This window comes from Salinarimonas chemoclinalis, assembly GCF_041514305.1.
GTDB classification, from domain to species: Bacteria; Pseudomonadota; Alphaproteobacteria; order Rhizobiales; family Beijerinckiaceae; genus Salinarimonas; species Salinarimonas chemoclinalis.
In genome coordinates, this window is sequence record NZ_JBGMWH010000001.1 from 221,805 (window position 1) to 234,050 (window position 12,246).

General features: G+C 73.2%; 11 protein-coding genes. 1 reads left to right on the forward strand and 10 read right to left on the reverse strand.

The annotated features are described in order from the left end of the window. Positions 1–51: 51 nt before the first annotated feature. From AB9M23_RS01085 to AB9M23_RS01105, 5 genes are read right to left on the reverse strand one after another with little or no spacing between them, the layout of a single operon-like run. Positions 52–636, reverse strand: a complete 585-nt coding sequence (locus AB9M23_RS01085; protein WP_372421781.1) for an amino acid synthesis family protein — start codon at positions 634–636, stop codon at positions 52–54. Next, the gene (locus AB9M23_RS01090) at positions 603–1,523 is read right to left on the reverse strand and encodes a UPF0280 family protein (RefSeq protein ID WP_372421783.1); all 921 of its coding nucleotides are present in this window, start codon (positions 1,521–1,523) and stop codon (positions 603–605) included. The genes AB9M23_RS01085 and AB9M23_RS01090 overlap by 34 nt, the downstream gene beginning before the upstream one ends. Then, on the reverse strand, positions 1,523–3,070 hold the full coding sequence (locus AB9M23_RS01095) for a 6-hydroxynicotinate reductase (RefSeq protein ID WP_372421784.1): 1,548 nt from the start codon (positions 3,068–3,070) through the stop codon (positions 1,523–1,525). Before AB9M23_RS01095 ends, AB9M23_RS01090 begins: the two co-directional genes overlap by 1 nt. Then, positions 3,067–5,850, reverse strand: a complete 2,784-nt coding sequence (locus tag AB9M23_RS01100; RefSeq protein WP_372421785.1) for a molybdopterin-dependent oxidoreductase — start codon at positions 5,848–5,850, stop codon at positions 3,067–3,069. The genes AB9M23_RS01095 and AB9M23_RS01100 overlap by 4 nt, the downstream gene beginning before the upstream one ends. Further along, positions 5,847–6,692 carry an FAD binding domain-containing protein gene (locus AB9M23_RS01105; RefSeq protein ID WP_372421787.1) on the reverse strand — a complete coding sequence of 282 codons (846 nt, stop codon included), beginning with the start codon at positions 6,690–6,692 and terminating at the stop codon, positions 5,847–5,849. The genes AB9M23_RS01100 and AB9M23_RS01105 overlap by 4 nt, the downstream gene beginning before the upstream one ends. Positions 6,693–7,071: 379 nt before the next feature. Between AB9M23_RS01105 and AB9M23_RS01110 the strand changes: the two genes are divergently transcribed. Continuing rightward, on the forward strand, positions 7,072–7,887 hold the full coding sequence (locus tag AB9M23_RS01110) for a ferredoxin--NADP reductase (RefSeq protein WP_372421789.1): 816 nt from the start codon (positions 7,072–7,074) through the stop codon (positions 7,885–7,887). A 22-nt stretch (positions 7,888–7,909) separates the two neighbouring features. Here AB9M23_RS01110 and AB9M23_RS01115 read toward each other — a convergent pair whose 3' ends face one another. The 5 genes from AB9M23_RS01115 to urtD form a co-directional block, all read right to left on the reverse strand. Then, a complete protein-coding gene (locus tag AB9M23_RS01115) occupies positions 7,910–8,494 on the reverse strand; it encodes an amino acid synthesis family protein (protein ID WP_372421791.1) in 585 nt (194 codons plus the stop codon). 26 nt (positions 8,495–8,520) lie between these two features. Further along, the gene (locus AB9M23_RS01120; RefSeq protein WP_372421793.1) at positions 8,521–9,714 is read right to left on the reverse strand and encodes an amidohydrolase family protein; all 1,194 of its coding nucleotides are present in this window, start codon (positions 9,712–9,714) and stop codon (positions 8,521–8,523) included. Positions 9,715–9,816: 102 nt separating this feature from the next. Then, the gene (locus AB9M23_RS01125) at positions 9,817–10,638 is read right to left on the reverse strand and encodes a hypothetical protein (RefSeq protein WP_372421795.1); all 822 of its coding nucleotides are present in this window, start codon (positions 10,636–10,638) and stop codon (positions 9,817–9,819) included. 119 nt (positions 10,639–10,757) lie between these two features. Beyond that, a complete protein-coding gene (urtE, locus tag AB9M23_RS01130) occupies positions 10,758–11,456 on the reverse strand; it encodes an urea ABC transporter ATP-binding subunit UrtE (RefSeq protein WP_372421797.1) in 699 nt (232 codons plus the stop codon). 4 nt (positions 11,457–11,460) lie between these two features. Beyond that, positions 11,461–12,234: an urea ABC transporter ATP-binding protein UrtD gene (urtD, locus tag AB9M23_RS01135; RefSeq protein WP_372422594.1), complete on the reverse strand. Its 774-nt coding sequence runs from the start codon at positions 12,232–12,234 to the stop codon at positions 11,461–11,463. Positions 12,235–12,246 lie beyond the last annotated feature (12 nt).

Below are 12,246 nucleotides of genomic sequence, written 5' to 3' on the forward strand. Positions count from 1 at the left end.
TTCGCGGGGTTCCCCTCTGCCGACGGGCCGCTCGACGAGCGGCGTCGTCGTTCAGCGTTGGCCGTCGCGCACCGTGATGCCCTCGGGCGTCAGCCCGCCGATGCGGGCGTGGACGCGCCCGCCGGTGGTCATCACGAGCACGTAGGCGAGCTCGTCCGGTCGAGGCCCGTCCGGGACGCCGACCTCCATCGCGTCGAAGTGCGAGCGCACGTAGGAGGCGTCGACATGGGTGATCGGCACGTCGAGCCGCGCGCCGACGGCGCCGACCTTCTTCGTCGAGGGCACGATGGCGAGCGCGCCGCCCAGCGCCTCGCGCATCGCGTAGCCGCCCGGCACGTGCCAGAGCGCGCCGTGCTCGATCTCGCCCGCGACGCCGACGATGGCGCCCTTGCCGTAGCCCTGGATCGCCTTCGGGTCGCCGCCGAGCGCATCGATGAGCTTCTTCGCCATGGCGACGCCGAGCGGCTTCAGGTCGTCCATGAAGCCGGCGATGTCCGGTGCATAGCCGCCCGCGAAGGGGTTCGCGATCACGGTGAGGATCGCGCCCTTCTTCTGCGGCTCGGCGGCCGCAGGGCCGCCCTCGTGCCGGATTTCCTCGATGATCAGGACGTCCTTGCGGACGGCGATGTCGGCCACGGCAGCATCCCCCTCTTCGTGTTCTCGTCGTCGATCCGCCGGAGCGGCGGGTTCCCCACCACGCGCGCGACGCCGCCGAGCACGACGAGTGCGCCCGCGATCAGCCCCGCCGCGACGTAGTCTTCGGCCATCCGCTCGCCCGCGTCGAGGGCGGATTCGACCTCTTTCGCGGACAAAGCTCCCACGCCGACGGTGACGAGCCGCTCGCCGAGATCGGAATCCGGCGAGAGCGTCGATGCGGGCGCGCGCCGCACCGCCGGGTGCCCGGGCAGGTCGACCGCATTGGCGATCAGCGTCGCGGCGACGTCGGCGACGGCGGCGGACGTGGCCACGACCGTGACGCTGTCGGCGATGCCGAGCGAATGGCTGCGCCCGTGCCGGCCGCTCGTCGCGATCCCGCGGATGGGCGATTCCGGCCCGACGACGAGGTCGCCCGGGCTCCGCGGCGTGCCGGGATCGACGGCGATGCGCGCCGTCAACGGCTCGGCCTCGGGGGCGACGTGGAGCGCGATGTCGCCGCCGTCGTTGACATAGGCGCGGGAGATCGCCGGGTCCGCGGTGATCGCCGCGAGCACGGTCTGCGCGACCGCGCCCGCGACGCCCGCCATCGGCGTGACGAAGGCCGGCCGGAAGCGCGCGGCCGCCGCCCACATGATCCGCGCCGTCTCGCCCCTCACGGGCGGCTCGCCCGCGGCGACGGGCCGGCGCAGGATCGGCAGCTCGGCGACGAGTTCGTCGAGCACCGTCTCGAACCGCGCGATGGCTCGGGCGTAAGCCGCCGCCACCGCGTCGTCCGGCCCGAACGCCTCGGCGACGACGTCGATCGGTCCGTGATGCAGGTGCAGGCGCCGCCCGTCCGGCAGGATGCGGTGAGCGGCGCGCTGCATCAGCGGGTCCCCCGGTCGCCGGCCAGCGCCTTAGGCGAAAGGGCTTTGGGGAAATGCCGCGCGTCGAACGGCCAGGCCTCGCCGTCCGCAGCGGGCAGGGCGACCTGCCGCTCGACGTCGCCGAGCGAGGAGAGCGGCCGCACCGCCTCCACGTAGCCGCCGAGCGCGCGGTAGTCCTCGAGAGTCATGGTGAACTCGATCGGCGCCACCAGCGCCGGCGTCGGCACGTAGCCGAAGGCGTTGTCGGGCAGGCGCGTTACGTCCACCATGTAGGTGATGCCGCCGCCCGGCCAGACGTAGACCTCCGCGCCGCCCGAGGTGACGCGGGTGAGTGCGTCCTTCACCGAGCGGGTGAGCCGCACGGGATTCTCGGTGACGCCCGCGCGCAGCGAGCCGCCGGCGCCGCCGATGAAGAGCACCGAACACAGAGCCGGCTCGCAATTCTCCTGCACCCGCTCGACGCTGGCGCGCACCGCCTCCGGCATCGGCGTCTCGACGGGGCTCAGGGCTCCGTCGAGCACGAAATAGGCCGCGTGGTCGCCGGTGGTCGAGACCATGAGCAGCGTCGTGCCGGGGCGTGCCACCTTCGGATCGAAGGGCTCGAGGATGGTCAGCGGGTCCTCGATGTTCGTGCCGCCCCAGCCGGAGCCCGGCTCGGCGACGCGGAAGTAGCGGCCCGGCGTCGAGCGGCGACCGCGCAGCTTGATCCCCGTCGGGGGCACGTCCAGCAGCTTGCCGGCCTGGTGCTCGGAGAGGACGCCGGTGATGTGGTCGTCGACGACGACGACCTCGTCCACGTGCTCGAACCATTGCTTGGCGAACATGCCGATCGCGGCCGAGCCGCAGCCGACCCGCATGCGGTGCTCGACGACCCCGTCGATGATCGGCGGCGCGCCGGCCTGCACCACGATCGAGACGCCGTCGTCGACAGCGAGCTCGACGGCCTGCTTGTTGCACAGCGCGAGCAGCGCCTCGCAGGTCATCCGGCCCTCTTTCTTCGAGCCGCCGGTGAGATGATGCACGCCGCCGAGCGAGAGCATCTGCGAGCCGTATTCGCCCGTCGTCACGTGCCCGATCGGCTCGCCGCCGTAGCGCACCAGCGCCCGCTCGGGCCCGAGATGCCGGTCGGTGTCGATCTTCGCCTTGACGCCGCAATAGCTGAAGATGCCCTCGGTCACGACCGTGACCATGTCGACGCCCTCGACCCGCGAGGACACGATGAAGGGCGCTGGCTTGTAGTCCGGATAGGTGGTGCCGGCGCCGATGGCGGTGACGAAGCGGGACGGGGAGGGGGCCAAGGCGCCGTCCCACTCGGCGCCCTCGCCGAGGAACGGCGTCACCGCGTCGCCGTGCTCCACCGCGCGCTCCAGCATCACCAGCGGATCGACGCGGGTGAGGACGCCCTCCACGTTGGCGTAGCGGTCGCACGCGCCCGAGCGACCCTCCGCGATGTAGCAGAGGACGGGGCAGGCGTCGCAGCGGATCTTGCCGGGGGGCGGGGGGGCGACCGTCCCGGCCCCGTCGATCTCGGGAGCGTCGCGGCTCATGGCCGGCCTCCCGCGGCACGGGCGGCGGCCAGCGCCGCGTGGATCTTGTCGGGCGTCGCCGGCAGGTCGCGCACGAGAACGCCCGTCGCGTCGCGGATGGCGTTGAGGATCGCCGGCGCGGTGGGGATCAGCACCTGCTCGCCGATGCCCTTGGCGCCGAACGGGCCGTGGGCGTCCGCCTCCTCGATCAGGATCGAGGTGACCCGCGGCATGTCGCCCACCGTGGGGATGAGGTAGTCGTGCAGGTTGTCGGTGCGGCCGGGGATGTATTCCTCCATCAGCGCGAGGCCCAGCCCCTGCGCCGAGCCGCCCTCGATCTGGCCCTCGATCAGCGTCGGGTTGACGGCACGTCCGACGTCGTGGGCGCAGACCAGCTCGAGCACCCGCACGCGGCCGAGCTCGATATCGACCTCGACCTCCGCGAGATGTGCGCCGAAGCCGAAGGCCGCGTAGGGCTCGCCCTGGCCGTTCGCGTCGAGCGGCGAGGTCGGCGGGTCGAAGGTCTCCTCCGCGCAGAAGGCGAAGCCGTCGGCATCGGGCTCGCGCGCCGCGAGATCGAGGCTCGCGTCGTCCGCGCGCAGGACCGTACCCTCGAGGGAAAGCCGCGCGTTCGGGCCCGCGTTGAGGCGGAGCAGCAGCGTCTCGCGCAGCCGCGCGCCGGTGCGCAGGGCGGCGGCGCCGGAGACGAAGGTCTGGCGCGAGGCGCTGGTCTTGCCGGCGTCCGGCGTCAGATCGGTATCCGCGCCGACCAGCGCGACCTGCCCGACCGGCAGCCCCAGCGCGTCGGCGAAGATCTGCGCGATCACGGTGTTCGAGCCCTGCCCGATATCGACGGCGCCCTGGTGCAGGACGAGCCGTCCGTCGGGCGTCAGCCCGGCGCGTATGGTGGAGGGGTTCGACATCGAGGTGTTGCCGCAGCCGTACCACATGCCCGCGACGCCGACGCCGCGGCGCAGTGGACCCGTCGTCGTCGCGTTGAACGCCCGCGCCGCCTCCCGCCGCTCCCGCCAATGCGGCACCAGCGCCTCGAAGCAGGCGCGGATGCCCACCCCCTGGGCGAAGACCTGGCCGGTCACGGTGGGTTTGCCGTTCGCCAACGCGTTGCGGATGCGGAAATCCAGCCGGTCGATGCCGAGGGCGTCGGCGAGCTCGTCGAGCAGCGTCTCCTGCGCCACGGCGGCCTGCGGCACGCCGAAGCCGCGGAAGGCGCCGGCGGGGACCGTGTGGGTGTGGATCGCCGCCGTGCGCGCCTCGTAGTTCGGAATCAGATACGGCCCCGAGGCGTGGACCGGCACGCGGTTCGCCACCGTCGGCCCCCAGGAGGCGTAGGCGCCGGTGTTGAAGGTGCCCTCGAAGTTCATGGCGTGGAGCGTGCCGTCCGCCTTCGCGCCGATCCGCGCGGTGATGGCGGAGGGATGGCGCTTCGTGGTGGATGCCATCGATTCGGTGCGCGAATAGACGATCCCCGCGGGCCGCCCGGTCACCCAGGCGGCGAGCGCCACGAAGGGCTGGAGCGAGAGGTCGAGCTTCGACCCGAAGCCGCCGCCGACCGCGGTGGGGACGATGCGCACGGCATCGACCGGCAGCGCCATGATGGCGGCGAGGTCGTCGCGGTCCATGTGCGGCGCCTGGGTGCAGGCCGACACCTCGATACGGTCGCCGACGCGCCGGGCGAAGCCGGCTTCGGGCTCGATGTAGGCGTGCTCGACGAAGCCCGTCGTGTAGGACCCCTCGACGACGACGTCGGCCTCGGCCAGCGCCGCATCCGCATCGCCGCGGCGCACGAAGCCGCGGACGAGGACATTACCGGCGCGGGTCTCGTGGACGAGGGGCGCGCCCTCGGTGCGGGCGACCGCCGGCGTCAGGACGGCGGGAAGTTCCGTCCAGGTCACGGGGAAGGTCGCGAGGTCCAGCGCGCGCACCGCGTCCCGCGCGCCGACGATCGCCGCCACCGCCTCGCCGCGGAAGCGCGCCACCCGCTCGGCGAAAACGGGCTGGTCCGCGAGCGGCGGGATCACGCCGTGGATATTGCGGCCGGGGATGTCGGCGGCGGTGAGGATCGCCTCGACGCCGGGGTTGGCGCGTCGCCAGGCGTCGAGATCGCCGAGCGCGAAGGCGGCGTGGTGGTGCGGGCTGCGGATCACCCGCACGAGGAGCGTGCCCTCCGGCCAGGCGTCGGCGCCGAAGACGTCCGTGCCCATCACCTTGGCGCGCCCGTCGAGGCGGTCGATACGCGCCCCGACGGCGGCGCCCGCTTCGGCGCCGAACGCGGGCGCGAGGGTCGCGCCCGCCGCGCAATCGAGCACGGCGTCGACGATCTTGGCGTAGCCCGTGCAGCGGCAGAGCACGCCGGCGAGCGCCTCCTCTACGTCCGCGCGGGTCGGGTTCGGGTTGGTGCGCAACAGCGCCTCGGCGCTCGTCAGCATGCCCGGCGTGCAGATGCCGCATTGCGCTGCGCCGCGCCGCCAGAACGCCTCCTGCAGCCGCCCCGGGCGCCCGCCCTCGGCGAGTCCCTCCACGGTGACGATTTCGACGCCGTCGCAGCGTGCGGCGGGCACGAGGCAGGCGCAGACGGCCTCGCCGTCCAGGATCACCGTGCACGCGCCGCAATCGCCGGCGTCACAGCCGACCTTGACGCCCTCGATCCGCAACCGCTCGCGCAGCACGTCCGACAGGCGGGCGGTGGGCGGGACGCGCAACGTGTGCGGCTTGCCGTCGACGGTGACGCTCACCTGCGGCTCGGCGGCGGCGGCGGTATCGCGATGCGACAGCGAGGTCATCGGGCGGCCTTTGCGCAGGCGGCGAGCGTGCGGCGCACGAGCGTGATCGCCGCCTCGCGGCGATAGCCGGCACGCGCACGCACGTCGTCGATGGGGGAGAGGGTGTCGGCGTCGCTCGGGAGAACGGCATCCGGCGCCTCGGAGAGCGGAACGCCGACGAGGCGTGCCTCGAGGTCCGGGAGCCGCCGTGCCACGGGCGAGCAGGCGCCCACCGCGACGCCGGCCTTCGCGATCGCGCCGGTCTCGTCGGTGTCGACGACGGCGGACACCATGGCGATCGAGATGACGAGATAGCGCCGCGCGCCGAGCTTCAGGAACCCCGCGCGGCTCGTTGCCGGGCGGTCCGGCACGAGGAGCGCGGTGACGATCTCGCCCGGCGCGAGCGCGACACTCCGCACGCCGGTGACGAAGTCCCCGAGCGGCACCACCCGCCGCCCGTCCCGCCCGGCGATCTCCACGGACGCGTCGAGCGCCATCAGCGCGACCGTGCCGTCGGCGGCGGGCGAGGCGTTGACGACGTTGCCGGCGAGCGTGCCGGCGTTCTGGATCTGGATCGCGCCGACCTCGCGGCCGGCGAGCTTCAGCCCGTCGAAGAAGGCGGGGAGGGGGGCGCGGACGACATCGCTCCAGGTCGTCGCCGCGCCGATGCGCCAGTGATCGCCGTCGCGGGCGATGCCGCGCAGGCCGGGGATGCGGGCGATGTCGAGGAAGGCTGCGCGGGCGGCGGCCTCGCCGAGGCTCGGATAGACGTCCGTGCCGCCGGCGACGATGCGCAGGGCGGCGTCCGTGGACAGCAGGCCCACGGCCTCGTCGATGCTCCCGGGTCGAAGATAACGGCTCATCGCGCACCCTCGAAGCGCGCCCCACGCACCGGCCGAACGCCCTGCGGGGAGGCGGATGATCGTCTGTGTACGACCATTCTAGGGTGGAGCATTCCAGACCCTCGACCCGCTGGCAAGCGCTTTTCCGTGGGGTGAGAGAAATTCGTTCGCGCTGCTCCCGACCCGTCCCCATGGTGCACGAATCCACGGCAGAGGGCCATGCCGTATGGGTTTCATCCGCCGATCCGCGACCCGAGGAGATCGCCTCGGCGAGCCGGGTCCGGCCTCCGGCGCCGTCGGCGGAGCCGGTGGCGAAAGCGGCGGCGCGTGTCGCGAATATTGTTTGTGTACGGACGAATTTTCTGCCACGATGCCCCCGTGCGACACGGGAGACACGACGATGCGCGCCGAGACCGCCTTCGAAACCGCCGCCGAGGTCATGGATCGCCCCGATTGCCACCTCGAGACCGCCACCGAGGTCGAGCACTACACCGATCGGCTCTTCCGCTTCCGGACGACGCGGCCGGCCTCTCTGCGCTTCCGCTCGGGGGAGTTCGTGATGATCGGGCTGCCGGGCGGCGAGAAACCGGTCTTTCGCGCCTACTCGATCGCCAGCCCCGCCTGGGACGACGCGCTCGAGTTCTACTCGATCAAGGTCCCCGGCGGGCCGCTGACCGAGCGGCTGCAGAAGATCGTCCCCGGCGATCGCCTGTGGGTGAAGAAGAAGCCCACCGGCACCCTCGTGCTCGACGCGCTCGCGCCGGGAAGACGGCTGTGGATGCTGTCCACGGGCACCGGCGTCGCGCCCTTCGCGAGCCTGCTGCGCGACCCGGAGACCTGGGAGAAATTCGAGGAGGTGATCCTCACCCAGAGCTGCCGCACCGCCGCCGAGCTGCGCTACGCCGAGGAGATCGTCGCCGCGCTCGCCGAGGACCCGCTCGTCTCGGAATTCGCCGCGGGCCGCGTGCGGCTCTACACGACGGTGACCCGCGAGCCGCATCCGCGGCCGATGCGGATCACGGCTGCGATCGAGTCCGGGCGGGTGTTCGCGGACCTGGGCATCGCCCCGTTCGCGGCGCAGACCGACCGCGTGATGATCTGCGGTTCGATGGAGATGCTGCGCGACTGCCGCGCGCTGTGCCTCGCCGCCGGCCTGACGGAGGGCTCGAACGCCCGCCCGGCGGAGTTCGTCGTCGAGCGCGCCTTCGCGGGCTGATCCAACGCGATCGGGCCGCGCCTCAGCGCAGCCCGTCCTCGCCCTTCGCCTCGTCCTTGGTCAGCCCGCCCACCCGCGGCAGCGGGCGCCCGGAATCGGCGACGGCGATGGCGACCATGATCTCGTTCGCGCGGGGCGCGTCGTTCACCCGCACCTCCATCCCGTCGAAGTGCGAGCGCACGTAGGCCGCGTCCTTGTGGCCGAGCGGGATGTCGAGGGGCTGGCCGGGGCCGCCCATCTTCTTCGAGGAGGGGACGAGCGCGGCACCCTTCTCCACCGCCGCGCGCAGGGGCTTGCCGAGCCGCGGATGCAGGATCGCGGCGGCGTGCTCGAGCTCGCCGTTCTCCCCCACCATCGCCGCCTTGCCGTAGCTCTCGATCGCGGCGGGCGCGACGCCGAGCGCGGCCACCGCGCGCCGGCCGAGCAGGTCGCCCAGTTCCTCGCCGATGGCCATGAGCGCCTCGAGATCCTCGACGTAGCGCCCGGCGAAGGGGTTCTCGATGATGGCGACGGCGGCGGCGCGGCGGGTCGGGGGCGCGATCTCGCGACCCATCTCGCGGCGGGTCTCCTCGACGACGACGACGATCTTGCGGATGTTCGCGGGCATGCTCGGTCTCCTCGTCCGCTCGCGCCTCAGGATACGACCGGCGCGCGGGCGGCCGGCGGCGTCGAGCGCGAGCGCCGCGCGCGGATGTTCCCGTCGATCATCACCATGCCGATGCCGGGGATGTCGCCCACCGCCATGGCGCCGAGCACGTCGGCGCCGGAGGACGCTTCGGGACGGTCGAGGAAGACGATGTCGGCGCAGCGCCCGGGCTCGAGCAGGCCCACGTCCGCGAGCCGGCGCTTCCTCGCGACGTTTCCGGTGGCGAGGCAGAGCGCCTGCTCGGCGGGCAGGCCGCCGAGGCTCGCGAGCAGGGTGACCATGCGCAGCATGCCGTTGGGCTGCACGCCCGAGCCGGCGGGCGCGTCCGTGCCGATCAGCATGTCGGCGAGGCGCCCGGCCGCGCGCACCGCCTCGAGGCAGGCGAGCGCGGCCTTCTCGTTGCCGTTGTGGACGACCTCGACGGCGCCGGTCGCCTTCTCGCACAGCACGCGCACGTCGGCCAGCGCGATGGAGGTCGGCCCGCCGTTGATGTGGCTCACCACGTCGGGCTGGGCTTCCAGCACGTCGTCACGGTCGACGAAGTGCGAGCCGGCGATGGAGGGGCCGCCCGTGTGCATGATGCTCTCGAGCCCGAACTCGCGGCACCACGCCGTCACCCGTGCCGCATCCGGCCCCTTGGCCACGGTGCCGAGCCCGATCTCGCCGATGTGGCGGATGCCGGCCGCGGCGAGCTGCTCGTACACCTCCCGCCCGAAGGCGAGCTCGGGCACCGGCGCGCCGGCCAGAACCTTCGCGCCGGCGGGCTTGAAGTTCTGGAAGCAGCGCTGCGCCGTCATCGCGAGCGCGACGACGCCGGCGGCGTCCTTGGGCCGCCCGGGCAGGTGCACCTCGCCGGCGGAGAGGAGCGAGGTGACCCCGCCGTTGACGCCCATCTCGATCCAGCCGAGCTGGTTCTGGCGCGGCGTCCAGTCCCCGAAGACCGGGTGGCAGTGCGAGTCGATCAGGCCGGGGCAGACGGCGGAGCCGGCGGCGTCGATCTCCATGGCGGGATCGGCGCAGTCGAGATCGGCGGCGCGGCCGATGCCGGCGATGCGCCCGTCGACGACGACGATCGCGTCCGCGTCGAGGATCGGCCGCGCGAGATCGCCCGAGAGGACGAGGCCGAGGTTGCGGATGACGATCTTGCCCGAAAACGGGCCTGAGGCGACCTCGGCGGCCATCGGCGTATCTCCCGAGTTTGTACGTACTCGAACGAGATCATGCGCCGCCGACGCGCCGGAGGCAAGCGCTCGATCGCGGCGATGCGCGCCGCCGGGACCGCGCTACCGGAAGCTTTCGGATATCGCGCGCAGGTGGTTCATGCCGCCCCCCGACGGGCCGGCGGCCCAGCCGCTTCCCCCGCTTCCCTCGGAGGGGCGCGGCGGCGGTGCCGTCGGCTCGGAGCCGTCGGCGAGGCGCATGCCGACGAATTCGCGGCGCCCATCGGGATGGACCCGATAGGTGCGGTAGAGCGCCTCTCCCGCCCAGGTCGTCTCCCCCGTGGGGCTCGGGCGCATCATCACGAACCCGCCGGAGCGCTGGAAAGCGATGTCGGCCGGGTCGAGCGCAGGCGCTGTCGCAGTGGCGACGGGCTCCGGCGGCGCGGCCATCCGTATCGCGACCACGCCGGCGACGGCGAGGATCGTCGCGGCGGCGATCCCGCCGAGCAGGATCGGCCGACCGAGGAGGGCCGGTCCCCGGCGGGCCTTCGGCGCCGAGCGGCGCTCCTTCGGGCGGCTCGTGATCACCGCCGTCCAGTACTCGCTCATCGCCGTGGCGAAGGCCGCGCGGACCGATGCAGGCGTGCGCGCGAGCGCGGCGACGCCGTCGCCGAGCGGGGCCTCGCCGTAGGATTCGACGAGGCGCGGCGGCGCGTCGTCGCGCTCGGCGACGACGATCACCGCGCCGCCGCCGCTCGCCACGAAGCCGGAGATCAGGCGCGCGCCGTCGCGGGCGCGCCGCTCGTCGGCATGCGCCTCGATCGCGCACCAGGTCGCCGGCGCCAGCCCGTCGACCGGCGGCGCGTCGTAGCGCACGGCGACGACGAAGGTCGTCTCCCCGCCGCGTGGCTCGCGTGTGCCCGTCTCGTGCTCGTGCTCCGCCATGGCGCACCTCTCGGGCCCGCGCGTGTGGCGGCGCGGGCGTGCTCCAGGGGAACGCTAGCACCGATACCTTGCGTCGACCTTGACGCGCTCCGACCAATGTGCCGCGGCGGCGCGCGCGCTCAGACCATCACGGCGCGGCGCACCGCCTCCCGGTCGAGCGTCGAGGCCGGGCCGGAGAGCACGACCTCGCCGCGGTCGAGCACGACGATCGCGTCGGCGAGCGCGGCGGCGAAGTCGAAATACTGCTCGACGAGGACGATCGCCATGTCGCCGCGATCGCGCAGGGTCTCGATGGCGCGGCCGATGTCCTGGATGATCGAGGGCTGGATGCCCTCGGTGGGCTCGTCGAGGATGAGGAGCGAGGGGCGCGTCACCAGCGCGCGGCCGATGGCGAGCTGCTGCTGCTGCCCGCCGGAGAGATCGCCGCCGCGCCGGCGCAGCATGGACTTCAGCACCGGGAAGAGCGTGAACACCTCCTCGGGCACGCGCTTCTCCGCGCGCCCGTCGAGCGCCGCGAAGCCCGTGCGCAGGTTCTCCTCCACGGTGAGCAGCGGGAAGATCTCGCGCCCCTGCGGCACGTAGGCGATGCCGCGGCGCGCGCGGGCGAAGGGCTCGAGCCGCGTCACGTCCTCGCCGCGCCAGGTGACGGTGCCGCCCGAGACCTTCACCTGCCCGACGAGGGCGCGCATCAGCGAGGTCTTGCCGACCCCGTTGCGGCCCATCACGCAGGTGACGCGGCCGGGCTCGGCGGCGAGCCCCACGCCGCGCAGGGCCTGGGCGGCGCCGTAGTGCAGGTCGATGTCGCGCGCGTCCAGCATGTGCTCACCGTCCGAGATAGACTTCGATGACCCGCTGCTCGGCGGAGACCTGGTCGAGCGAGCCCTCCGCGAGGACGGAGCCCTCGTGCAGGACCGTGACCTTCACCCCGAGCGCCCGCACGAAGCTCATGTCGTGCTCGACCACGACGACGGTGTGGTCGGCGTTGATGCGCCGCAGGAGATCGGCCGTCATCTCCGTCTCGGCGTCCGTCATGCCGGCGACGGGCTCGTCGACGAGGAGCAGCGACGGGTCCTGCGCGAGCAGCATGCCGATCTCGAGCCATTGCTTCTGGCCGTGCGAGAGCGCGCCGGCCGGCTCGAAGCGCCGGTCCTCCAGCTTGACGATCTCGAGGATCTCGGCGATGCGCCGCGCCTCCTCGGCGCTGCGGCGGTGGAAGAGCGTGGCGCGCACCCCGCGCTTCCCGGCCAGCGCCAGGACCAGGTTCTCCTCGACCGAGACCATCTCGAACACGGTCGGCTTCTGGAACTTGCGGCCGATGCCGAGCTCGGCGATCGCCGCCTCGTCGAGGCGCGTGAGGTCGTGCACGCCGCCCAGCAGGACGGTGCCCGTGTCCGGGCGCGTCTTGCCGGTGATCACGTCCATCATCGTGGTCTTGCCGGCGCCGTTGGGGCCGATCACGGCGCGCATCTCGCCGGGCTCGAGCACGAGGGAGAGGGCGTTGAGCGCCCTGAAGCCGTCGAAGGAGACGCTCACCGCGTCGAGGTAGAGCAGCGCGTCGGTGACGCGCGGGGCGGCGTCGCGGGGCTTCTCGAGCATCGTGGTCATCCG